A 23,422-nucleotide genomic window follows, 5' to 3' on the forward strand; every position below is an offset into this window, starting at 1 on the left:
AACCCTGCCAAAACTCGCAAAGCGCGCAATGGTTAGCTTTATTGCGAACGCTATTCAGGTTGCGAGGATTTTAGACAGATGAACGCTTTCGGCCGTCGTAACGGAATGAACGGAAATGGTGGGGGTCGCCCCAGCTTCGGTGTTGCGCGCCCGATGAAGGGTGCCGAACCGCTGCGCACGCAGCCGCCGATGCCGCCGTCGATGACGGACGATGTGCCCGAACCCGATTTCAACGCCGCCACGCCAGAAGATGCGGCCCTTGCCCGTCTGGCAGAGCGTGCCGCGCTTCAGGTCGAAGGCGAGGCACATGTCGAGGGTTTTGAGGCCAGCGTCCACCGCATCAAGGAACAGGTCCTGCCCCGCCTTCTGGAACGCGTAGACCCAGAGGCGGCCGCCACGCTGACCAAGGACGAGTTGTCGGAAGAATTCCGGCCGATCATCCTTGAGGTTCTTGCCGAGCTGAAGATCACGCTGAACCGGCGCGAACAGTTTGCGCTGGAAAAAGTGCTGGTCGACGAGCTGCTGGGCTTTGGCCCGCTGGAAGAATTGCTGAGCGATCCCGACGTCAACGACATCATGGTCAACGGCCCGAACCAGACCTATGTCGAGCGCAAGGGCAAGCTGGAACTGGCCAAGATCAAGTTCCGCGACGAAGGCCACCTGTTCCAGATCGCGCAGCGTATCGTGAACCAGGTCGGCCGCCGCGTCGACCAGACCACGCCGCTGGCCGACGCCCGTTTGAAAGACGGTTCGCGCGTCAACGTAATCGTGCCTCCGCTGTCGCTCAAAGGCACGGCGATCTCGATTCGCAAGTTTTCGGAAAAGCCGATCACCATCGACATGCTCCGCGACTTCGGGTCGATGAGCGACAAGATGGCCACCGCGCTGAAAATCGCAGGCGCAAGCCGGATGAACATCGTTATCTCCGGCGGTACGGGTTCCGGTAAGACGACGATGCTCAACGCCCTGTCGAAGATGATCGATCCGGGCGAGCGTGTGCTGACCATCGAAGACGCCGCCGAACTTCGCTTGCAGCAGCCGCACTGGCTGCCACTGGAAACGCGTCCGCCGAACCTTGAAGGGCAAGGCGCGATCACCATCGGCGACCTTGTGAAGAACGCCCTGCGTATGCGCCCTGACCGCATCATCCTGGGCGAAATTCGTGGCGCGGAGTGTTTCGACCTTCTCGCCGCAATGAACACGGGCCACGACGGTTCGATGTGTACGCTTCACGCCAACAGCCCGCGCGAATGCCTTGGCCGTATGGAAAACATGATCCTGATGGGCGACATCAAGATCCCGAAGGAAGCCATCTCGAAACAGATCGCCGACTCGGTCGACCTGATCGTGCAGGTAAAGCGCCTTCGCGACGGTTCGCGCCGCACCACCAACATCACCGAGGTGATCGGCATGGAAGGCGACGTCATCGTCACGCAGGAATTGTTCAGTTACGAATACCTGTCCGAAGGCGACGACGGCAAGATCATCGGTGAGCACAAACCGTCGGGCCTGCGCCCCTATACGCTGGAAAAGGCGCGCCAGTTCGGCTTCGACAAGGCCTATCTGCAGGCCTGCCTGTAACGGCCTTTAAAGCGGGTCGACCCAAGCCCGAAACGCAAAGAACCCGGCCACCGCCGCGATAAATAGGGCCAGCAGGAACAGGCTTGTCCATGGCATGCAGCCCACCCGGTCGGCATGCGCGCGGCGGAACCGGCGCCAGTCTCCGGCAAAGGCCAGCACGGCCAACGCCAGCGCCAGCCCGGCAATCGCCAGCCAGAACGCAAGATCGCTGGCAAACAGGGCCTGCATATCGGCATTCGCCTTTCAGGATAGCGGCGAAATCGACTTGATCCGCACGGTGAACGCGCCCCATAGGCCGGTCATGGCTTCGGGCGCAAACATCGCTGTCGAAGGGCCGCGGCAACGCCCGCTGCTTGCTCTGGTTTTCAGGCTGGGGTCGGCGCTGGCGCTGGCCACGATGTTCATGCTGGTAAAACTGAGCCATCAGGAAGGCGTCCACATCACGCAAATTCTGTTTGCGCGACAGGTCCTTGTCATTCCCATATTTCTGGGCTGGTTGGCATGGCGCGGGCAACTCTCCGTCATGCGGTCCGATCGATTGGGATCGCACGGCGTTCGGGCCGTTTACGGTACCATCGGCATGGTATTCAATTTCGGCGCACCCATCCTCTTGCCACTGGCCGTGGCGACGACGCTTGGCTTTACCGCCCCGATCTTTGCCGTGCTGCTGTCGTTCTTCGTCCTTCGCGAACACGTCGGACACTGGCGCTGGTCGGCAACTCTGTTGGGTTTCGCCGGAATCCTGATCGTCATCGACCCTCGGGGAAGCACGATCCCGTTGACCGGCGCGCTGGTCGGCATCGGGGCCGCCTTCATGGTCGCGCTGATCTCGATCCAGATCCGCGATATGACGCGGACCGAGCACCCGATCGCGATCGTTACCTGGTTCGCGATTTTTTCCTCGCCGGTCCTCTTCATTGCCAGCCTGTTCGGCGACTGGCACATATCGTTCGATCAGGTGCTGCTGCTGATCGGCATCGCCGTCTTCGGTTCGATCGGACAATTGCTGATCGCCCTTTCACTGCGAATGGGGCAGGTTTCCAGTGTGATCGTCATGGATTATTCGATGCTGGTCTGGGCCACGCTTTATGGCTGGACGATTTTCGATAGCTTGCCATCGGCAACGCTATGGCTGGGCGCGCCGCTGGTTATTCTGGCGGGGACGATCATCGTCTGGCGCGAAAGCGTCTTGGCGAAGCAACGGAACAGCGAACTCGCGATTTAGGTGCGGCGCGAATAAATCAGCATCAGGTTGTTCGCGGGCATCTCGATCCGCTGCGTGCGAACCATCCCTGCCTTGCGTGCCAATCGGTCGACAGCATCGAGATCGCGCAGACCCCAGGACGCATCGCGCTGGCGCAAGGATCGTTCGAAAGCCAGATTGGATGGCGCAGTCTCTACGTCCGTCTCGACAAACGGTCCGTAGACGACGAGCATTCCTTGATCGGTCAAAACCCGCCCTGCCCCGTCGAACAGCCCGCAAGTCGCCTCCCACGGCGCGATATGAGTCATGTTCGCACAGAAGATCGCATCCGCCGCCGACGTCGGCCAAGCACCACCCATCAGATCGAGGCGAAGCGGCGGCAACAGGTTCGGCAAACTCGCCTCGGCGCGCCAAGCCGCAATCGACGCAATCGCAGCATCGGAATAATCTGTCGGCTGCCACTTCAAATGCGGGAACATGCGGGCGAAGTGCACCGCATGCTCGCCCGTTCCGCTTGCCACTTCCAGCACTGCGCCGGTCTGCGGCAGGATCTCTTGCAGCACCCGCGCAATCGGATCGCGGTTCCGCTCGGTCGCGGGCGCGTGTTGTTTCGCGGCACTGTTCGCCAGTTCGAAGGGTTGCGGGCTATCAGATCCAGCGTCGGACACGGTCGCGATACTCTGAGTAGGATTGGCCGAAACGGGCCGACAAGTGGGCTTCTTCCGCCCCGATCACGAAGACCCGGACGGCAAGGATCGCCAGCGGCAGGGTAAGCAACCCGCCAAGGCAATTCGCCGCCACCGCTATGCCAAAACTGGCGACCGCCATGCCAAGGTACATCGGGTTGCGCGTAAACCGGTAGATACCGGCTACAACGAATGCATCGTCCCGCTTCCACGGTTCGGGATTGTTGCCCGCCTGCCGAAACGCCAACAACCCCGCGGCCATGGTCGCCGCGCCAACCGCAATCGCGCCCCCGCCCAAAATCCAGCGGACCGCCGCCGGAATCGCAGGGTTCAGACCGAACAGATCGTCGATCGCCCGCCCGATCAGCAGGAACCCGACAAAGACCAGCGGCGGCGGAAACCGCACCCGCGCGCTATCGGCATCGATCGCGAACATGCCCATCAGGCCGCCACCGTCTCGGGCGGTGCTTCCGGGGTGACAGCGGACCGCCTCCGGCTCCACATCGCGGCCAGCAAGCTGCCGATCACCACATGATAGAGCGCCGAGATCGCGCTGGGCACGGGGGCCAGCGCCGCCTGCATCGGATCGACGAACTGGCTGGCGAAGGCAGGCGTCGAGGCAAGGCTGGCACCCAGACCCGAGTTCTGCATGCCAACCTCGATGGAGATCGTCCGCTGCGCATCGGTGCCGAAGCCGAACATCCGCGTCACCAGCCAGCCCAGCGAAAAGCCCAGCGCATGAAGCAACAGGATCGCCAGCAACAACACGCCGGCATTCGCCTCTATCAACGGGCGCGACTTGCCGACGATGCCCGCCACGATCAGCACCACGAACAGGATCGAGATAATCGGAGCCGCCGGGACGATACGGCGCGTCAGCCCCGGAAGATAGCGCGCCATCGCTACGCCCACGATCACCGGCACCAGCACGACCGAGACCATGTCGACGAACAGGTTCCATCGGTCGATCTCAATATAGACCCCCGCCAACCAACCGGTCAGCAGCGGCGTAAGCACGATGGCTACCAGCGTAGAGGCCATCGTCATCGTCACCGAAAGCGCGACATTGGCCCGCGCCATATAGGCGATGACATTGCTGGCCGTCCCGCCCGGGCAACAGGCGACAAGGATCAGACCCACCGCCAGTCCGTTCGCCAGCCCGAACACGCCCGCCAGCGCCGCGCCGGACAAGGGCATCACCGTGAATTGCAGCGCTACGCCCGCCATCACCGCACGCGGCATCGTCGCCACCCGCCGGAAATCGTCCAACGTCAGCGTCAGGCCCATGCCCAGCATGATCACGCCCAGCATCACCGGAATCAGAGGCTGCCCCAGCGGGCGAATCGTGCCATCCGTGACCCACGCGAAATGCGTAGGCACGAACCAGGCCCAGACACAGCCGAGCACGGTCCACACCGCGAACAGGTTGGTAATACGCTGGAACAATGGCCCCTCCCTCGCGCCACGCTATGCCAGCGCGGCGCGAGAGGGGCAATCGGTCAGCTTCCGCCGATTTCGCTAAGGCTTGGGGTGCCCGGCGGCACGCCTTCACCTTTGTAGGTCAGCACCGGCTTGCGGGCGGCGCGCGTTTCGTCAAGGCGGCGACGCGGGGCGAAGTGGGGTGCGGATTTCAGGCTCTCGTCCTCGGCCTTCGCGCGCTGCGCAAGGCTCTTCATCGCGGCAATGAAGCGGTCGAGGCCCTGCTTGCTCTCGGTCTCGGTCGGCTCGATCAGCATCGCACCGTGCACGACGAGCGGGAAATAGACCGTCATAGGGTGGAACCCCTCGTCGATCAGGCCCTTAGCGATGTCGAGCGTCGAGAAGCCTTCGGGCAAGTCGTCGTCGCTAAACAGCGCTTCGTGCATGCAGGGGCCAGCCTTTCCGAACGGCGCGTCCATATCGCCCTCAAGGCTGCGCAGGACGTAGTTCGCGTTCAACACCGCGTCTTCCGCAACCTGACGCAAACCGTCGACCCCGTGGCTGAGGATATAGGTCAGCGCGCGGGTGAACATGCCCATCTGGCCGTGGAACGCCGTCATGCGGCCAAAGGTCTGCGGCAGGTTGTCCTTCACGCCGCGTTCCTCGACCATGCGCAACCGGCCCTTTTCGTCGCGACGGACGAAGGGGATCGGCGCAAACGGCGCAAGCAGTGCGGACAGCACGACCGGGCCGGAGCCGGGCCCGCCGCCGCCGTGCGGGGTCGAGAAGGTCTTGTGCAGATTGATGTGCATCGCATCGACGCCAAGGTCGCCGGGTCGCACCTTGCCGACAATGGCGTTGAAGTTGGCCCCGTCGCAATAGACCAGCCCGCCCGCAGCATGGAGCGCGTCGGAGATCGCCTTCATCTCACGCTCGAACAGCCCGCAGGTGTTGGGATTGGTGATCATCACCCCCGCCACATCGGGACCGAGGCGCGCAGTCAGCGCCGCGAGGTCGACTCGCCCGTCCTTTGTTGCCGGAATATTCTCGACGCGATAGCCCGCGAAGGCCGCCGTCGCCGGGTTCGTACCATGCGCGGATTCGGGCACGAGGATCACTTCGCGCGCATCGCCGCGAGCCTCCAGCGCGGCGCGGATCGCGAGGATGCCGCACAGTTCGCCGTGCGCGCCCGCCTTGGGGCTCATCGCCACGGCTTCCATGCCGGTCAGCTTGCACAGCCATTCGGCCAGTTGCTCGATCACCTCGAACGCACCCTGCACCGTGTCCATCGGCTGAAGCGGATGAATATCGGCAAATCCGGGCAACCGCGCCATCGCCTCGTTCAGGCGCGGATTGTGCTTCATCGTGCACGACCCAAGCGGGAACGGGCCAAGGTCGATGGCATAGTTTTGGCGCGACAGGCGCGTGTAATGGCGCACCGTTTCAGGCTCGGTCAGGCCGGGCAGATCGACCGGGGCTTTGCGCGCGAATTTCGCCAGCGCGGGGCTGACATCGCCGGGTTCGGCATCGAAATCGACGCCGCATTTCCCGGTGCCATTCAGTTCGAAAATCAGCGGTTCTTCCAGCGCAAGACCGGCATCGCCGCTGCTCGTCTGCGTGAGCGTCGTTCCGCCCTCACCCATCTCGGGCTTCCAGCCACTCTTGTTAGGCGCGTTCATGCCAGTTCCTCCGCCAGAGCGGCGACAAGGGTCGCGATACCCTCATCGGTGCAAGTCTCGGTCACGCAGACCACCAGCCCTTCGGCCAGATCGGTCGCATCGGGATAGAGCCGCCCGAGCGCCACGCCCGACAGGATCTGCCGCTGCGCCAGCCGGTGCGCGACTTCACGGGCATCGTGGCCGACCAGCTTCAGCGTGAATTCGTTGAAGAAACCGCGCTGATTGACCAGTTCGACGCCCTGAATGGCAGCCAGCTTCTCCGCCGCATAGACCGCGCGGGCATGGTTGATCCGCGCCAAACGATCCAACCCCTCACCGCCCAGCAACGTCATGTGGATCGAGAACGCCAGCGCGCAAAGACCGGAGTTCGTGCAGATGTTGCTCGTCGCCTTCTCCCGCCGGATGTGCTGTTCACGGGTGGAGAGCGTCAGCACGAAGCCGCGCTTGCCATCGGCATCCACGGTCTCCCCGCAAAGACGCCCCGGCATCTGGCGGGTGTACTTCTCACGCGCACCGAACAGGCCCAGATACGGCCCGCCGAAGTTCAGGCCAACGCCCAGCGACTGCCCCTCGCCCACGACGATGTCAGCGCCCAGCGCACCCGGGCTTTCCAGCAGGCCCAGCGCAACCGGCTCCGTCACCACCGTCACCAGCAGCGCGCCCTTGGCGTGGGCTGCGTCTGCGATTTTGGCCAGATCGGGAATGCGGCCGAGAATGTCGGGATATTGCACGACGACGCACGATGTCTTGTCGTCGATCATGCCGATCACCGCGTCATCACCGGCATCGGCGATCAGCGCGGGCGACAATTCGCGAATTTCGTCCTTGGTGAATTTCGCCATCGTCCGCGCGGTCGACAGATAATGCGGGTGGATCGGCCCGATCACCACGCCATCGCGCCTTGTAATCCGCCCGGCCATCGCGATCGCTTCCCAGCACGCGGTCGACCCGTCGTACATGGATGCATTGGCGATATCGGTGCCGAACAGGCGCGCAACCTGCGTCTGGAATTCGAACAGGACCTGCAAAGTGCCCTGCGCGATTTCCGGCTGATAGGGCGTATAGGCGGTCAGGAACTCGCCGCGCTGGATCAGGTGATCGACGCTGGCCGGAACGTGGTGGCGATAGGCCCCCGCGCCAAGGAAGAACGGCACGTCGCCCGCCGACAGGTTCTTGCGCGCCAAGGCCTTCATGTGCCGCTCCACCGCCATTTCGCTGGCATGCGGCGGCAGGCCTTCGAAGGCGGGGTTCAGCACTTGGGCGGGAACGTCGCGGAACAACGCGTCCACGCTGCCCGCACCTATGGTGGCAAGCATTTCTGTGCGGTCGTCAGGGGTAAGCGGAAGGTATCGCATCGAGTGTTGAGGTCCCTTTGGGTTCAGTCCTTGAAGGCGAGAAAACGCAGGCGGACGTAATCGGCGGTCCAGTTGCCGTCCGGGTCCTGCAATTGCGGGGCAAGCAGTTCGGTGGTTTCGGCAATCATCGCCGCGCCGCCCTGCTGGTCAAAAAATCCATGGCGGAAGGTGTTGAGCCAAGCCGCCATACCATCGGCCAGCGGCGTTGGGCGCGGGTTCAGGGCGATGGCATCGACGCGAAAACCGGCCGCTTCCAGTTCGCGCGTCGCCCGCACTACGCTGGGGTAGTTCTGCCGATCGATCGGGTCCTGCCCATGGCGTTCGGCCACAGCCCGGATGGCGGTGCGGATCGCGGCGATATTACCGAACCCGCCGCACTCACAGGCGAAGCGCCCACCGGGTTTCAGCGCGCGATAGACGCCCGCATATACCGCCGGATGATCGGGCATCCAGTGCAGCGCCGCGTTGGAGAACACCGCATCGAACGCATCGTCGTAGTCCAGCGCCTGTCCGTCCCCCTGCCGCACCGCCAGCCCACGCTCTTTCGCGCGCGCCAGCAACCCGGCATCGGCATCATGGCCCAGCACATCGGCCCCGGTTTCGGCAATCCGCGCTGTCAGCACCCCGTCGCCGCAACCAAGGTCGAGAATACTCTCCCCGGCCACAGGCGCGAGCAAATCGAGCACGGCCTGCCCCAGCGCAGGGACGAACGAACCGAACGTCCCGTACGCCTTGGCATCCCATGCCTGCGGGGTGCCGGCTTCGGCCATCACAGGCTCTCGACGTAGGCCTTGTACGCGGCTTCATCCATCAACCCGTCCAGTTCGGCCGCGTCGGACAGCAGAACCTTAAACAGCCAGCCTTCACCCTCAGGCTTGGAGTTGACCAGTTCCGGCTCGTCAGCCAGCGCAGCATTGGCTTCGCGCACTTCGCCCGACACCGGCGTGTAGACGTCCGACGCGGCCTTGACCGAATCGACGACCGACACGGAATCGCCCTTGGCAATGCTGTCGCCCTCGCCCGGAAGCTCGACGAAGGTAATGTCGCCCAGCTGCTCCTGCGCATAGTCGGTGATGCCGACGGTGCCCAGCGGGCCGTCGACCGAAATCCATTCGTGGTCCTTGGTGAAATAGGTCGTCATGTCGGCTCAGGCCTTCTTTTTACGGTGATAACGGTGTGGTACGAACGGCATGTCGGTGACGGTCGCCTCCAGCATCTTGCCGCGCACTTCGATCTGAAGCTTGGTGCCCGACATGGCGTGCCCGCTCTCGACATAACCCATGGCGATGGGGCCGCCGACGGTGGGCGCAAAGCCGCCGCTGGTGACTTGCCCGACTTGCGCTTGCCCGGCGAAGACCGGCGCGCCTTCGCGTGCGGCCATCCGGCCCTCTATCGTCATGCCGACCCGCTTGGCGCTCGGCCCCTTGGCCAGCGTGTCCAGGATCTTGTCCGCCGCCGGGAAACCGCCCTGCTCGCGCCGCGCCTTGCTGATCGCGAAGGTCAGGTCGGCGGCGACGGGATCGGTATCCTCGGTAATGTCGTGGCCATAGAGCGGCAGGCCTGCCTCCAGCCGGAGCGAATCCCGCGCGCCCAGCCCGATCGGCTTTACTTCGTCAAAAGCGACCAGCGCATCGGCCAATGCAACTGCCTTGTCCGCGGGAACCGACAGTTCGAAACCGTCCTCTCCGGTATAGCCCGACCGCGCCACGCCCAGTTGTACGCCCTGCCATTCGACAGAAGTGCCCTGCATGAACACCAGCGTATCGGCGACGCCGGGCACGATCCGGTCCAGCGCAGCCGCCGCCTTCGGCCCTTGCAAGGCCAGCAGGGCACGTTCGTCCAGATGGCTCAGCGTGATCTCGTCGGGCAGGTGTTCGCGCAAGTGGCCGATGTCTTCCCACTTGGTCGCGCCGTTGACGACGAGGTAATATTCCGGGGCGGCCGCATCGGGCGGAGTGACATTGGTGACCATCAGGTCGTCGAGAATGCCGCCATGCTCGTCCAGCAGCAGCGAATATCGGATGCGCCCCGGCTTCAGCGCCGAGAAATCGCCGGGCATCAGCGCCTCCAGAGCCTCTGCCGCGCCGTCACCCGTCACCATCAGCTGGCCCATGTGCGACACGTCGAACAGGCCCGCGTTTTCGCGCGTCCAGGCATGTTCCGCGAGGATGCCCTCATACTGGATCGGCATGTGATAGCCCGCAAACGGCACCATGCGCGCGCCGCGTTCGCGGTGCCACGCATCCAGCGGCAGCGTCTCGATCGTTTCGACGTCGGTATCGGTTTCGTGATCGCTCAAAATCAAGCTCCGTACATGAATGGCCAAGAGCCCGCGAAACGCGAACCCACGGCCCCCTCTGTCACGGAAACCTGAGAGCTTTCCCCCGTGCGCTCTCATCAGAAAGGCGCGAGGTTACCCCTTCGGTGGCCCCCGATTTGGAAGCACTTTCCAGAGCGTCGCTATCGACCGGCACGGTCCCTTGTGCCTGAGAGATTCCGGGGCGGTTGCTCCTTCGGCGGTTCGTTTCCCGTCCCTAGGGACGAATCACGAACACTCTCCCGCGCGGTCAGCGGCGTGGCAAAACCCTGTCGCCCGGCGCACGCGAAGTCAATCGGCCATCGAACCGGCGGCGGGGACAACGTGGCGACGTGCGCGCGAAAGCGCCGGGGCGCGGCGGATCGCATCGTGTTCGTGGACGAAGCGCCCCTCCGCCTTCTCTCCCGCGAGGGCCAGCATCCCGGCAGCGACTTCGCTCGCCCGGATCGAGCGGTAGCGGCGGTATTTGCCGTTCAGCAACAGGTCGGTCACCGGGCTGGCGATCATCGCGATACGTTCAGCCTTGCGCGGCTCGCCAGTCCGCACGCCGCGCAGCAGACCCGGACGCAGGATATCGACCCGCGCGAAGTCGAGCTTCTTCAGCGCGTTCTCTACCTCACCCTTGGTGCGCAGGTAGAAATTCTTGGCATTCGCATCCGCCCCTACCGAGCTGACCGCAATCATCTGCCGCGTCCCCGCATGGGCCGCCGCCTTCGCGCATTGCAGGACAAGGCCGTAGTCGACATCGCGAAACGCCTGCTGGTCGCCGCCCGCCTGCCTGATCGTCGTGCCCAGCGCGCTGACCAGCACATCGGGCTTCATATCGGCAATCGCGCCCGGCCAGTTGGCGGGATCTGCGATGATCATCTCCATCCGCGCGCCATCGGGCAGCGGCACTTCGCGCCGGGCCAGCGCCGTCAGGCGAACGTGCGGGAAATGGCGTGCCTCGCCGATCAAAGCCATGCCAACCATGCCGGTCGCGCCGATCAGGACCATGCGGCTAGACATTGCTCAGTTCCTCTGGCGGAGGGCCGAACAGCGCGGTGTACTGTCGGATCGCATAGCGGTCGGTCATACCCGCGATGAAATCCGCGATATGCCGCGCGCGTTCCGGCTCCTCTGCGGGTAGGGACGCGTGCCAGTCATCGGGCAGCAGCGCGGGATCGTCGGCATAGGCCCCGTGCAGCCACTTCACCAGATCGACCGCCAGTTCCGCCGTCCGCTTCTGCGCCGGATGGTAATAGACATTGTCGTACATGAACCGCTTCAACCGACGTTCCGCCGCGTCTACCCCGCGCGAGAAACCGGCCAGCGCGCGACCCGCCTTCCGCACCTCAAACGCGTTCGTCACGCCCGCATCGGCGACGCGGCCTTTGGTTTCCGCGATCACGTCATTGACCATCCAGCCGATCTGCCCGCGCACCAGTTCGCGTTGCAGCCGATCGCGCGGGGTGCCCGGAAAGCGCCGTTCGATGGCACGCCACTGGTCGGCGATGAAATCGATGGCGAGCAACTGGTCGAGGCTGATAAACCCGGCGCGCAGTCCATCTTCGATATCGTGGTTGTCATAGGCAATGTCGTCTGCCACCGCCGCGACTTGCGCCTCAAGACTGGACCAGCGCCCCAGATCGAGCGGAAAGGCGCGATCCAGTTTGGCCAGCGCCCAAGGGAGCGGCTTGTCCTCCGCCACCGCACCGTTGTGCTTGGCCAGCCCCTCCAGCGTCTCCCACGACAGGTTCAAACCTTCGTGCGTACAATACGGGCTTTCCAGCCGCATCAGCGTGCGCAGCGTATGCGCGTTGTGGTCGAACCCGCCGTAATCCGCCAGCGCGGCATTCAGCGCGTCCTCCCCGGCATGGCCGAACGGCGCGTGGCCGATGTCGTGGGCAAGGCACAGCGCCTCGGTCAGATCCTCGTCCAGCCCCAAGGATCTGGCGATGACGCGGCCAACCTGCGCAACCTCAAGACTATGCGTCAGGCGCGTGCGATAGTGGTCGCCATAGGGCGCGACGAAGACCTGCGCCTTGTGCTTCATCCGGCGGAACGCGATGGAATGGATCACCCGGTCGCGATCGCGCTGGAACGCGCTGCGCGGGCCGCGCACGCCGCCGCCGGGCTCACCGAATTCGCGCCCGCGGCTCATCGCCGGGTCGGCGGCACAGCGCGCGGTCGGCGGCAAGGCTTCGGTTCTGTCGCCGTGGGCGGCTAGCGTTGTCATGCCCGCGGCCCTGCCAGAAACCGGGCGCGGGTTGAAGAGGAGATTAGCCCTCGCCCAAAATCCACTTCGCCGCCGCCTTCGCGTGGATTTCCGCCCCGTCATAGATCGGCAGAACATTGGCATCGGTGTGAACGATGAGGTTCAGCTCGGTACAGGCCAGCACGATGGCCTCCGCCCCGTCTTTTTCGAGGTTCGTGATGATGGTGCGCAGTTCCCGCTCGCTCTGGCGGCGCACCTTGCCCAGCATCACTTCTTCGTAAACGATGCGGTCGATAATCTCGACGATCTCGATTTCCGGCGGCATCAGTTCGATGTCGCGCGCCAGCAGACGGCGGCGATAGAACTCTTCCATCATCACATTGCGCGTGCCCAGGATCGCGGCCTTGCCCGCCTTTTCCGCGATCATCGCGTCGGCCACGCAGTCTGCGATGTGCAGGATCGGGATCGAAACGCTCTCCGCCACGCGGTCGTAAACGCAGTGCATCGAATTCGCCGCGATCACCAGCGCCTCTGCTCCGGCAGTCTCCAGCCGTTGGGCGGATGCCACCAATGTCTGCGCCGCGCGGTCCCATTCCTCGCGATTGGTGATGCGATAGATCGGCGCGAAATCAAGGCTTTCGATCAGCATCGGGGCCGAGGCCTTATCGCCGGTCGCCTTCTGCACGATACGGTTGATATCCTCGTAATAGCCGCGGGTGCTGACCCAGCTCATCCCGCCGATCAATCCGAGTTTTCGCAAAAGTCCGAATCCCTTGTTCCGTGCGTCGCCCGCCCATCTAGATAGAAAAGGAGCGGCGCGTCCAGCGACACGCCGCTCCTTTTACAGCGGGAACGGGTCACCCCGCCCTTCAAGTCGGGTATTAGTTATGCGGTGCAGAACCCGAAGCAGAGATCCCGATGGAGTAGCTGGTCTTGCGATGCGTTACTGAACCTTCTGCGGTGATGCCTCCATCGCGTAGCAGGATACCGGCCGCGTGCGGCGATGCCATGGATGTGCCGCTGTACACGGCATAGCCGCCGCCCGGGACGGTCGAACGGATGCGAACGCCAGGTTCGGCGAAATCGACTTCGTCGCCGTAGTTCGAGAAGCTGGCCCATCCGTCGGTTTCATCAATCGCGGCGATGGTAAAGATGTTCGGCCCCTCGGCACTTGCAGGCGATGTGCGAGCCGTATCCTGACGCTCATTTCCTGCGGCCAGTGCAAACAGGATGCCCCTCGCAGCGGCGTTCTGAACCGCCGCGTTGAGCGTCGAGGAATAACCGCCACCAAGGCTCATATTAGCAACGTCGCCCTGCGAACCTTCACCTGCGACATAGTCTACACCGGCGATCACATTGGAGTAGGCACCCGAACCGCTTGCATCGAGCACTCGCACCGCAATGACAGTGGCACCGGCAGCAACACCGGCGACCCCGTTCGGCGCCTGCGAATTGTTACCTGCGATTGCAGCGATTGTTCCAGCAACGTGCGTGCCATGGCCCGACAGGTCATCGCCGCCGTTGTTCTCGCCAGTGAAATCGCGACTGCGGTTGGCATCCACTTTGAGATCGGGATGATTCAGGTCGATGCCCGAATCAATGACGAACGCAACGTTTCCGCCGTTGTAGGTCGCGCCGCCGTGAACGCGGTCGATGCCATAGGGCGTTTCCGCGTCGCCATCGTCGTGGTTCAGCGTGGTGCCGCCACCATCACCGCCGCCGCCACCTCCGCCGCCGGGACGTCCGGGATTGCCGCCGGGGGCTTTGGGTCCAACCTCAATCGGGCCGACAGTGACGATGAAATCCTGTTCGCAATAAGCGATGCCGGGATTCTTCGCCTTCATACGGCGCATTTCAGCATCGGTCATATAGGCCGAAAAGCCGCGGATCGCGTTGCTATAGACGTTCAGCACACGACCGCCGTTCGGGCGCACCGCGCCTTCGGCAGCGACGCGGGCCAGGCCTTTGGACACGGCGGCGTCGTGGAATTTGCAGACGTACTGGTTGGCGATCGGCTTCCCGCGCGCATCCTGAGCAGCAGCCGGAATGGCAAAAACGCTCACCCCGGCAAGCGCGGCGACGAACAGTCCCTTGATATGCATGACCCTGATGTCTCCCTATCGTTCCCGATCCCATGGGAACAGAGGTAGAGACTACGCCTTCAGGTTATCGGCGCAATGCTATTTAGCATCTTATGAAACTAATTTCGTCGCCGGAGGGGCACGGTTCGCCCCTCCGGCATAACGAATGTTTAATCTGCCAAGGCCTTGTTGATTTCCTCGACCATCTTCTTGGCGTCGGAAAGCAGCATCATGGTCTGGTCCATGTAGAACACGTCGTTGTCGACCCCGGCATAGCCGACACCGCCCATCGAACGCTTGATGAAAAAGACCTGCTTGGCCTTGTCCACATCAAACACGGGCATGCCGTAGATGGGCGAAGACTTGTCGGTCTTGGCCGCCGGGTTCACGACGTCGTTCGCGCCGATGATGAAGGCAACGTCGGTCTGCGCAAACTCGCCGTTGATGTCTTCCAGCTCGAACACCTCGTCATAAGGCACGTTCGCTTCGGCCAGCAGGACGTTCATGTGCCCCGGCATACGGCCCGCAACAGGGTGGATCGCGAACTTCACGCCCACACCCTTTTCCTTGAGCAGGTCGGTCATTTCACGCAGCACGTGCTGTGCCTGCGCCACCGCCATGCCATAGCCGGGAATGATGATGACCTGTTCGGCCTGGCTCATCATGAAGGCCGCGTCTTCGGCGCTGCCGCGCTTCCACGGACGGTCGCTGGCCGCCGCGCCCGCGCCGCCGCCGCTGCTGTCCGCACCGAAGCCGCCCGCGATGACCGAGAGGAATCCCCGGTTCATTGCCTTGCACATGATGTAGGAAAGGATCGCACCCGATGCACCGACCAGCGCGCCGGTGATGATCATCGCGGTGTTGTGCAGGGTAAAGCCCATCGCCGCCGCAGCCCAGCCCGAGTACGAGTTGAGCATCGAGACAACCACTGGCATGTCCGCCCCGCCGATCGGGATGATCAGCAGGAACCCGATGATAAACGCCAGCACGGTGATCGCGACAATGATCCACGGCGACTGATCGACCGTGAACAGGCCGGTCAGGATCAGGATCGCGGCCAGCGTGCCAAGGTTGATGACATGGCGCATCGGCAGCAGGATCGGCGCACCGCTCATCTTGCCCGCCAGTTTCAGGAAGGCGATGACCGATCCCGAAAACGTGATCGCGCCGATGGCGATGCCAAGTCCCATTTCCACGCGGCTGACCGGGCTGATCACCATTTGCTGGCCAACGCCAAGTCCGCCATCCATGTTGAGCGTACCGGGCACCAGAATGCCGAAGGCACCGGGGTTCAGATAGGCGGCCCAGCCAACCAGCACTGCGGCCATGCCGACAAGGCTGTGAAACGCGGCAACCAGCTGCGGCATGTCCGTCATCGCGATCTTGCGCGCGGTGATGAACCCGATGCCGCCACCGATGGCGATAGCAATCAGAATCTCGGGCAGGCTGGCGATGTCATGCGTGATCAGGGTGGTGACCACCGCAATCAGCATACCGGCCATGCCATACCGGTTGCCCCGGCGCGACGTGGTGGGATGCGACAACCCGCGCAGTGCGAGAATGAAGCAGACACCGGCGACGAGGTAGGCAAAGGCCACCCACGGGTTCACCTCGTGTGTCACGGCCTCGACCGGTGCGTCGATAACTTCGATCTGTTCGACGACGACGGCAAGCAGGGAAGACAGGCTCATTTACTTGGCCTCCCCTTTCGGAGCAGGACGCTCCTTCTTCTTGTACATCGCCAGCATGCGTTCGGTGACCGCAAAGCCGCCGAAGATATTGACGCTGGCCAGCACGATGCCGATCAGGCCCAGCCATTTCGCGGCGGGGCTACCTGCCTCTGCCGCCGCGATCAGCGCGCCGACGATAATGACCGAGGAAATAGCGTTGGTCACAGCCATCAACGGCGTGTGCAACGCGGGCGTAACCGACCAGACAACGTAATAGCCGACAAAGCAGGCCAGCACGAAGATCGATAGAATTGCGATAAAGTCCATGTGCCGTCCCCTCAGCCCAGCAGCCGTTCGTTGACGACCTTGCCGCCCTGCGTCAGGCGGATTGCGTCGCCGATTTCCTCGTCGAGGACGACCTCGTTCCTGTCCGCATCCCAGAACGCCGAAAGGAAGTTGAAGAAGTTGCGCGCCAGCAGCGCCGAAGCGTCCGCCGGAAGATGCGCGGGCGTGTTCGAATAGCCGACGATTTTCACGCCGTGCTTTTCGACGACCTGATCGGGCACCGAACCTTCGACGTTACCGCCCTGCGCGACGGCAAGGTCGAAGATGACCGAGCCGGCGCGCATCGTCGCGATCTGCGCATCGCTGATCAGGCGGGGAGCAGCGCGCCCCGGAATCAAGGCCGTCGTGATGACGATGTCCTGCTTGGCGATGTGCGACGACACCAGTTCAGCCTGCGCCTTCTGATATTCCTCGCTCATCTCCGTGGCATAGCCGCCGCTGCCCTCGCCCTCGATCCCCTCTACCGATTCGACGAAGATCGGCTTGGCGCCCAGTGACTGGATCTGTTCCTTCGTCGCCGAACGTACGTCGGTGGCCGATACCTGCGCGCCCAGACGGCGCGCGGTGGCAATCGCCTGAAGCCCGGCAACGCCGACACCCATGATGAAAGCCTTGGCTGCGGTAATCGTGCCAGCGGCGGTCATCATCATCGGGAAAGCCCGACCATAGAGGTTCGCAGCGACCAGAACCGCCTTGTACCCGGCAAGGTTCGATTGCGACGACAGCACGTCCATAGACTGCGCCCGCGTGATGCGCGGCATGAAATCCATGCTCAACGCCTCGAACCCGGCCTTGGCATAGGCCTCCACCGTGTGCTTTTCCCGGAACGGATCGAAGATTGCGGCAACTTTCGCGCCCTGCTTCGCCCCCGCCAAGTCCAGCACCGCCGGTCCGCGCACGCCCAGCACCCAGTCTGCGTCCTTCACCGTCGAAGGCAAGTCGCCAACCTCTGCACCCGCGGCCGCATAGTCCGCGTCAGAGATCGACGCCCGAACACCTGCCCCGCTCTCGACCCGCATACGCGCGCCCAGCTTGGTCAGCTTCTTGACCGTTTCCGGTGTCGCAGCGACGCGCGTCTCGTCTTGGGCGCGTTCTGCTACGACGGCGATGATCGGCCCTAGCGCCTCTCCCCCATCCGTCACGATAAGATCAGGCGATGATGGCGATAACGATGGCAGCAACGATGGCGCACACGATCGTGCCCCACTTGGTCATCGCGATAAAACCTTCATAGGTTGAACGGGCGGCCTTCATGTTTTCAGGGTTTGCCATGGTCGTCCGAGTATCCCTTTGTTAAAGCGCCCGCAATTTCATGCAGGGCGAGATGTCCCTATCGGCAGCACAGCCGCCGCAGCGGGTGGCTTTACCCAGCATGAACGCGGCGCACAAGCCTGCTTGGGTATGATGGCCGTTCAGGAAGGGGTGAGCTTCGCTGTGATAGATCGCATAGACGCGGCGACTGCGGTTCGGCTCTAAAGGCATTGTTTACGATGTCCGTTTATGCATTTGGATGCCGCTCGCGATGGGCGCGTTCGGCGCAGGGGGCCATATGAGCGACGAAGAATCACGTCTGTTGCTGCTTGTCGATCGCGACACGGCGCAGGCGCGGCTGGTGGGATCCATCGCCGCGCGGGCCGGATGGCGCACGCAATCGGTGCCGGATGGAATCACCGCACTGGCCTATCTTGCCAGTGACGAGATGGTGCAGCCCGATGCGCTGCTGCTTGACGGACTGGTCGCGCGCGAAGACAGCTGCAAGCTGATCGGCGATCTGCGCGGTGCGGCCCCGCAAGTGCCGATCCTGTTCCTGACACAAAGCGCTTCGCCGCTGCTGGCGGTAGAGGCGATGCGTGCCGGGGCGACCGATTACCTGATGAAACCGATCGGGTCGGAACGCCTGCTATATGCGCTGGAAAGCTCGGTCGTGTCCGATGTCCGGCGCGACGAACTTGCGCCGCTGGCTGAGAAGATAGAAGCTCCGCTCGATTTCGACATGATGATCGGTTCGGCCCCCGAATTTCGCTCTGCCCTCGCCCGTGCGGCCAAGGCTGCGCGGGGCCACGGCCCCATCCTGGTCGCGGGTGAGCCGGGGACGGGCAAGGAATTGCTGGCCCGCGCGATGCGGTCCGCCAGTCCGCGCGCGAAGTCGGCGTTCCTCGTGCTCCACACGGCGGGCATGTCGGCGGGCAATCTCGAATCGGCGCTTTACGGCCATGAAAAAGGCGCTTTCCCCGGCGCGTTCGAGCGGCGGACGGGTATTTTGCAAGAGGCCGACGGCGGCACCCTGCTGATCGACGATATCGAGCGCCTGCCCCTGTCGCTTCAGGCCCGCCTGGCCCACACTATCGCCACGGGTGAGGCCAAACCGATGGGCGCGAACCATTCTTTCCGGCTAGACGTGCGCATCCTCGCCACGTCCAGCGAAGATCCTGTCATGATGGCCAGCCACGGCGTGCTCGACCCCACATTGGGCGAGGCATTGGCCGCATGCACGATAGGGCTACCCCCATTGCGCGAACGGCATGGCGACGTCCCTTCGCTGGCACGGCACTTCCTTGCGCTGATCGGCGAGCAGCCGGGTTTGCGCCGGCTCGGCGTGACGGACGAGGCGCTTTGCCTGCTGGAAAGCTATCAGTGGCCGGGCAATCTGCGGCAGCTTCAGGCGGTGCTGTTCCGCGCCGCGATCTTCTGCGACCGCGATGCGCTGACCGTGCAGGATTTCCCGCAGTTGAACGACCTGGTCGGCGAAACAATCGCCGCCCCGACTCCGCCGCAGGCCGGCGGCGTAACCCTGTTCGGCCCCGACGGGCACCTTCGCACGCTGGAAGAGATCGAAGCCGACGTCATCCGCCTGGCCATCGGCCACTATCGCGGGCGGATGAGCGAGGTTGCACGACGGCTCGGCATCGGCAGGTCCACGCTCTATCGCAAGCTGGGCGATCTGGGAATCGACAACGCAGCTTGAACGCGCTTAGCTGCATGTCATGGCAGCAGATTTTGATTTTTCGGGAAAGACCGCGCTGATCACCGGCGCGGCTTCGGGCATTGGCGCGGCCACGGCACGCTGGCTGGACGCCCATGGCATTACGAAGCTGGTGCTGGTCGATATGAATCGTCCCGCGCTGGATGCGCTGGACCTCGACTGCGAAGTGCGGCGTATCGGCGGCGATGTCAGCGATTCCGCGCTCTGGAAGATCGGCATGGCCGAGGTAACTGACCTCGATTGCGTGCTGCTCAATGCAGGGATCAGCGATGCCTTTCCTATCGTTGATGGCGATCTTGCCCGGTGGCGCAAGCTGATGGCGGTGAACCTCGACGGCGTATTCCTCGGCCTGCGTCATGCGCTGAAAGTCATGCGGAGCAAAGGCGGCACCATCGCCGTCACAGCGTCGGCCGCCGCCTTCAAGGCAGAGCCCGGCACGGCAGCCTATGCCGCGGCGAAGGCAGCGGTTGTGCAACTCGCACGCGTCGCGGCGCGAGAGGGGGCAGAGCACGGCATCCGCGTGAACGCTATCGCCCCCGGCGGGGTCGATACGCCGATTTGGGACGGAATGGATTTCTTTGCCGACATGACAAAATCGCTTGGTTCTCGCGAAGCGGCCATTGCCAGCATGGGCGAAATCGCTACGCCGCTGGGCCGTTACGCGACCGCCGACGAGATCGCAGCGCAGATCGGCTTCCTGCTCTCGGACCTGTCCGCCAACATCACGGGCGCGGTCTTGCGAAGCGACGGCGGCTACACCCTGTAGGGAACGGCCCTTACGTCCTTGCGCAAATAGAGCGGATGGCGCGGCAGGCCATGTTTGGTCCTGCCATAGCAGTGCAGCTCGGCACCCTCGCACAACCGCAATACCTCTGCATCGCGCGCCCGATGCGAGCCATGCACGCCCCACGCGAACACCGTTGTGCAGGCCAGGTCCAGCGCCAACCGGATCGCATCGTCATTACATCGCCCCACAGGGCCGCGTCGCTGCTTCAAACGCAAAGGATCGGTCTCTCGCAAGGCAAACAGGTTCCAGACCAGCAGCGATACCCCCTCGCCCCGGGCGCGTCCGTGGCATCGCGCGATGGTCGGATCGTTGGCGAGATGATCGGCCTTTGACGGATTAAGCATCGCTATGGAAATCATCGCCCGCACATCGACCGCATCGCGCCACAGCAGATAGCGATAGCGCCCGCAACGGCTGAACACCGCGCCATGCCCCGTCGGATCGTCGTGGCGGAAATCGAGGTTTAGCTCACCCGCCCACTCAGCAATTCGCGCTACAGCCGCCCGGGCCGCCATCGTTCAATCCCTGGGCAGCTGCGTGAAATCCGTCAGCGCGCCATCGCGCAGCCCGCGCCAGACATGCATCGCCTGCATCGTCTCTGCCGCATCGTGGACGCGGAACATCTGCACACCCATGTCCGCCGCCAATGTCGCCACCGCAAGGCTGCCCGCAAGCCGTTGATCGGCGGGTGCCTCTTTTGACAGCGCCCCGATAAACCGCTTGCGACTGACGCCCAGTAACAACGGCTGGCCCAGCGCGTGAAACAGCGGCAGCGCGTTCAACAGCGCGAGGTTTTCCGCCACCGACTTGCCGAACCCAATGCCGGGGTCGAGCACGATATTGTCCCTCCGGATACCCGCAGCCATGGCCGTGTCACGTCGCTCACGCAGCGCGTCGAACACGTCGAGCACGACATTGCCATAATTCGCATCGGCGTGCAGGTCGTCGCCCGTACCGGGCGCGTGCATCAGCACGACCGGAACCTGTGCATCGGCCACCACCTCGGCGCTACGCGGATCGTGCGACAGGGCCGAAACGTCGTTGACGATCCGCGCGCCAGCCTCCAGCGCGGCCTCCATCACCGCAGCCTTGCGGGTATCGACCGACACCGCCGCGCCGCCGTTCGCCAGTCGCTCAATCACGGGCACAACGCGCTTCGCCTCATCGCCTTCCCAGACGACCTTTGCGCCCGGACGGGTGGATTCACCGCCAATGTCGATGATCGCCGCACCGGCTTCGAGCATATCCACGCCGCGCGACACAGCCGCCTCGACATCGACCTCCCCACCCATTCCGGAATTTTGGCCACCATCGGAAAAGCTGTCGGGCGTCACGTTCAGGATGCCCATAACCTGCGGCTGGTCAAGCCGGATGGTCCGCACTTCTCCGCTGCCGAGTTGCAGTTCCAGAGGGCGGTGCGCCATCCGCAGGTTCGACCACTGCCGCTGGCCCTCCTCAACCAGCGGAGCCGGCAAACGGGCCAGTGCGGCGGCAAGGTCTTCGGTACGCACGATCTCGCGGCTGATGATCGGGCCGCTGTCCGAACGGATCAGGATCGCGAATTCGCGGGCATAGACCATCGTACCCGCCAGCCGGACGCCCCCCGGCATACGGTCCTTCCCCTCAACCACCTGTGGCGAGGGAGCGAATGTCAGCGGCTGAATATAAAGCTTTGGCATGACCGTCCCTTACCGCCCGATTGCGGCGCGGCCAATGCGTTTACCCTATGTTTTGTGCCCTTGGCCCTCGCCTAGTCCTCGATGGCGAGGAGATAGAGCTGGCGCTGGGCATCGACAGGCTCGACCTTGCCGCCTTTTTCCATGTGCCAGAACGTCCAGCCGTTGCACGACGGCGCATCCTGCACCTTCGCACCCAGCGAGTGGATCGAGCCGGTGTCCTTGCCGATGGCAAGAGAACCGTCTGCGCGCACCGTCGCGCTCCAACGGCGCTTTTTGTCGGTCAGCACAGTGCCGGCGGGGATATAGCCAGCCTCTACAATCGTGCCGAATGCCACGCGCGGTGCCTGCTTTTTCGACTGCATCGTCTTCAGCGCGGTTTCGTCAAGCGGCAGGGCCATCTCGATCCGCTCCAGCGCAGCCTCGCGATAGTCGCCCTCGCGCTCGCACCCGATCCATTCGCGGCCCAGACGTTTGGCCACCGCGCCGGTCGTGCCGGTTCCGAAGAACGGGTCCAGGACCACGTCGCCGGGGTTCGTCGTCGCCAGCATCACGCGATAAAGCAGGCTTTCCGGCTTTTGGGTCGGGTGCACCTTGGTGCCGTCCTTCTTCAACCGCTCCGGCCCGGAACAGATCGGCAGGACCCAATCCGACCGCATCTGCAATTCGTCGTTCAGTGTCTTCATCGCGCGATAGTTGAAGGTATACTTCGCCTTCTCGCCCATACTGGCCCAGATCAGCGTTTCGTGCGCGTTGGTAAAGCGCGTGCCCTTGAAATTCGGCATCGGATTCGATTTGCGCCATACGATGTCGTTCAGCACCCAGAAGCCCGCATCCTGCATCGCCGTGCCGACGCGGAAGATGTTGTGATAGCTGCCGATGACCCAGATAGAGCCGTTGGGCTTCAGAATGCGGCGCGCCTCTGCCAGCCATGCGCGGGTGAAGGCGTCGTACGCGGCGAAGCTGTCGAACTTGTCCCAATCGTCGGTCACCGCATCGACCGCGCTGCCATCGGGGCGCGCCAGGTCTCCGCCCAGTTGCAGGTTGTACGGCGGATCGGCGAAGATCATGTCGATGGACGCGGCGGGAAGCGAGCGCATCGCCGCAACGCAATCGCCGTCGAGGATCTGGCCCAACGGAAGATCGGCATGCGGTGCCTTCGTCCCGATTTCGGCGATCTTCCGCGATGGTTTGGTCTTCGCCTCGATCGTGGCGGGCGTATTGAGCAGCACGGTGGCCATGAGTTTTCCCCTGTGGATAACCCATGGTGAATCCTCGCGGACTCGCGGTCAAGCCTCGTGTCGTCTGTCGCGGCGCAGTTTCGCCATGAGCTGAGTCCTTGCCGCAACAGTCGCGCACAGGATGTTGAGTCTCAACGACAAGTGCGGACTCAATATCGTGTGTCTGTTGCCGCCGGGACTCGCCCTGCCATTTATTTGATC

24 protein-coding genes and 2 riboswitches are annotated in these 23,422 nt (G+C 63.6%); of the genes, 4 read left to right on the forward strand and 20 right to left on the reverse strand.

Annotation, left to right across the window (positions count from 1 at the left end; translation table 11 throughout):
* Positions 1-78: 78 nt before the first annotated feature.
* A complete protein-coding gene (locus AB433_RS09555) occupies positions 79-1,581 on the forward strand; it encodes a TadA family conjugal transfer-associated ATPase (protein WP_047820836.1) in 1,503 nt (500 codons plus the stop codon).
* Positions 1,582-1,587: 6 nt separating this feature from the next.
* On the opposite strand, the gene AB433_RS09560 is transcribed toward AB433_RS09555, so the two are convergent.
* The gene (locus tag AB433_RS09560; protein ID WP_047820837.1) at positions 1,588-1,809 is read right to left on the reverse strand and encodes a hypothetical protein; all 222 of its coding nucleotides are present in this window, start codon (positions 1,807-1,809) and stop codon (positions 1,588-1,590) included.
* Between the two features lie 73 nt (positions 1,810-1,882).
* Here AB433_RS09560 and AB433_RS09565 point away from each other — a divergent pair, with 73 nt between their 5' ends.
* The gene (locus tag AB433_RS09565; protein WP_047820838.1) at positions 1,883-2,806 is read left to right on the forward strand and encodes a DMT family transporter; all 924 of its coding nucleotides are present in this window, start codon (positions 1,883-1,885) and stop codon (positions 2,804-2,806) included.
* Here AB433_RS09565 and AB433_RS09570 read toward each other — a convergent pair.
* From AB433_RS09570 to AB433_RS09645, 16 genes are all read right to left on the reverse strand, one after another.
* Positions 2,803-3,453 carry a DUF938 domain-containing protein gene (locus AB433_RS09570; RefSeq protein WP_047820839.1) on the reverse strand — a complete coding sequence of 217 codons (651 nt, stop codon included), beginning with the start codon at positions 3,451-3,453 and terminating at the stop codon, positions 2,803-2,805. The two genes, AB433_RS09565 and AB433_RS09570, sit on opposite strands and share 4 nt — an antisense overlap.
* Positions 3,434-3,913, reverse strand: coding sequence for a methyltransferase family protein (locus AB433_RS09575; protein WP_245626630.1), 480 nt, complete (start codon positions 3,911-3,913; stop codon positions 3,434-3,436). The genes AB433_RS09570 and AB433_RS09575 overlap by 20 nt, the downstream gene beginning before the upstream one ends.
* Entirely contained in the window at positions 3,913-4,917 is a 1,005-nt protein-coding gene (locus AB433_RS09580; protein WP_047820840.1) for a bile acid:sodium symporter family protein, read from the reverse strand. Before AB433_RS09580 ends, AB433_RS09575 begins: the two co-directional genes overlap by 1 nt.
* Positions 4,918-4,970: 53 nt before the next feature.
* The gene (gene gcvPB, locus AB433_RS09585; protein WP_047820841.1) at positions 4,971-6,569 is read right to left on the reverse strand and encodes an aminomethyl-transferring glycine dehydrogenase subunit GcvPB; all 1,599 of its coding nucleotides are present in this window, start codon (positions 6,567-6,569) and stop codon (positions 4,971-4,973) included.
* A complete protein-coding gene (gene gcvPA / locus AB433_RS09590; protein ID WP_047820842.1) occupies positions 6,566-7,924 on the reverse strand; it encodes an aminomethyl-transferring glycine dehydrogenase subunit GcvPA in 1,359 nt (452 codons plus the stop codon). Before gcvPA ends, gcvPB begins: the two co-directional genes overlap by 4 nt.
* A 23-nt stretch (positions 7,925-7,947) precedes the next feature.
* Positions 7,948-8,694 (reverse strand): class I SAM-dependent methyltransferase, encoded by a 747-nt coding sequence (locus AB433_RS09595; RefSeq protein WP_047820843.1) that lies wholly within the window; start codon positions 8,692-8,694, stop codon positions 7,948-7,950.
* Positions 8,694-9,065: a glycine cleavage system protein GcvH gene (gene gcvH, locus AB433_RS09600; RefSeq protein WP_047820844.1), complete on the reverse strand. Its 372-nt coding sequence runs from the start codon at positions 9,063-9,065 to the stop codon at positions 8,694-8,696. The genes AB433_RS09595 and gcvH overlap by 1 nt, the downstream gene beginning before the upstream one ends.
* Before the next feature lie 6 nt (positions 9,066-9,071).
* Positions 9,072-10,223, reverse strand: a complete 1,152-nt coding sequence (gene gcvT / locus AB433_RS09605) for a glycine cleavage system aminomethyltransferase GcvT (RefSeq protein WP_047823770.1) — start codon at positions 10,221-10,223, stop codon at positions 9,072-9,074.
* Positions 10,224-10,271: 48 nt separating this feature from the next.
* Positions 10,272-10,387: riboswitch (glycine riboswitch) on the reverse strand.
* A riboswitch (glycine riboswitch) is annotated at positions 10,388-10,496 on the reverse strand.
* Between the two features lie 36 nt (positions 10,497-10,532).
* Positions 10,533-11,249 carry an NAD(P)H-binding protein gene (locus AB433_RS09610; protein ID WP_047820845.1) on the reverse strand — a complete coding sequence of 239 codons (717 nt, stop codon included), beginning with the start codon at positions 11,247-11,249 and terminating at the stop codon, positions 10,533-10,535.
* A complete protein-coding gene (locus tag AB433_RS09615; RefSeq protein WP_047820846.1) occupies positions 11,242-12,459 on the reverse strand; it encodes a deoxyguanosinetriphosphate triphosphohydrolase in 1,218 nt (405 codons plus the stop codon). Before AB433_RS09615 ends, AB433_RS09610 begins: the two co-directional genes overlap by 8 nt.
* A gap of 43 nt (positions 12,460-12,502) precedes the next feature.
* Positions 12,503-13,198 carry an aspartate/glutamate racemase family protein gene (locus AB433_RS09620; RefSeq protein WP_047820847.1) on the reverse strand — a complete coding sequence of 232 codons (696 nt, stop codon included), beginning with the start codon at positions 13,196-13,198 and terminating at the stop codon, positions 12,503-12,505.
* A 121-nt stretch (positions 13,199-13,319) separates the two neighbouring features.
* Positions 13,320-14,540 (reverse strand): S8 family serine peptidase, encoded by a 1,221-nt coding sequence (locus AB433_RS09625; RefSeq protein WP_047820848.1) that lies wholly within the window; start codon positions 14,538-14,540, stop codon positions 13,320-13,322.
* A 149-nt stretch (positions 14,541-14,689) separates the two neighbouring features.
* A complete protein-coding gene (locus AB433_RS09630) occupies positions 14,690-16,210 on the reverse strand; it encodes an NAD(P)(+) transhydrogenase (Re/Si-specific) subunit beta (protein ID WP_047820849.1) in 1,521 nt (506 codons plus the stop codon).
* A complete protein-coding gene (locus AB433_RS09635) occupies positions 16,211-16,516 on the reverse strand; it encodes an NAD(P) transhydrogenase subunit alpha part 2 (RefSeq protein ID WP_047820850.1) in 306 nt (101 codons plus the stop codon).
* 11 nt (positions 16,517-16,527) lie between these two features.
* Entirely contained in the window at positions 16,528-17,676 is a 1,149-nt protein-coding gene (locus AB433_RS09640; RefSeq protein WP_245626631.1) for an NAD(P) transhydrogenase subunit alpha, read from the reverse strand.
* Between the two features lie 7 nt (positions 17,677-17,683).
* Positions 17,684-17,806: an aa3-type cytochrome c oxidase subunit IV gene (locus AB433_RS09645; RefSeq protein ID WP_047820851.1), complete on the reverse strand. Its 123-nt coding sequence runs from the start codon at positions 17,804-17,806 to the stop codon at positions 17,684-17,686.
* Between the two features lie 277 nt (positions 17,807-18,083).
* On the opposite strand from AB433_RS09645, the gene AB433_RS09650 reads away from it, so the two are divergent.
* Both AB433_RS09650 and AB433_RS09655 read left to right on the forward strand, forming a co-directional pair.
* Positions 18,084-19,499 carry a sigma-54-dependent transcriptional regulator gene (locus AB433_RS09650; protein ID WP_047823775.1) on the forward strand — a complete coding sequence of 472 codons (1,416 nt, stop codon included), beginning with the start codon at positions 18,084-18,086 and terminating at the stop codon, positions 19,497-19,499.
* 19 nt (positions 19,500-19,518) lie between these two features.
* Entirely contained in the window at positions 19,519-20,283 is a 765-nt protein-coding gene (locus tag AB433_RS09655; RefSeq protein WP_047820852.1) for an SDR family NAD(P)-dependent oxidoreductase, read from the forward strand.
* On the opposite strand, the gene AB433_RS09660 is transcribed toward AB433_RS09655, so the two are convergent.
* From AB433_RS09660 to AB433_RS09670, 3 genes are all read right to left on the reverse strand, one after another.
* The gene (locus AB433_RS09660) at positions 20,271-20,819 is read right to left on the reverse strand and encodes a DUF1643 domain-containing protein (protein ID WP_082134867.1); all 549 of its coding nucleotides are present in this window, start codon (positions 20,817-20,819) and stop codon (positions 20,271-20,273) included. The genes AB433_RS09655 and AB433_RS09660 overlap by 13 nt on opposite strands.
* Positions 20,820-20,822: 3 nt before the next feature.
* On the reverse strand, positions 20,823-21,983 hold the full coding sequence (folP, locus tag AB433_RS09665; protein WP_047820853.1) for a dihydropteroate synthase: 1,161 nt from the start codon (positions 21,981-21,983) through the stop codon (positions 20,823-20,825).
* 71 nt (positions 21,984-22,054) lie between these two features.
* Entirely contained in the window at positions 22,055-23,221 is a 1,167-nt protein-coding gene (locus AB433_RS09670; RefSeq protein ID WP_082134868.1) for a site-specific DNA-methyltransferase, read from the reverse strand.
* Between the last annotated feature and the right edge of the window lie 201 nt (positions 23,222-23,422).

The organism is Croceicoccus naphthovorans (assembly GCF_001028705.1).
GTDB lineage: Bacteria > Pseudomonadota > Alphaproteobacteria > Sphingomonadales > Sphingomonadaceae > Croceicoccus > Croceicoccus naphthovorans.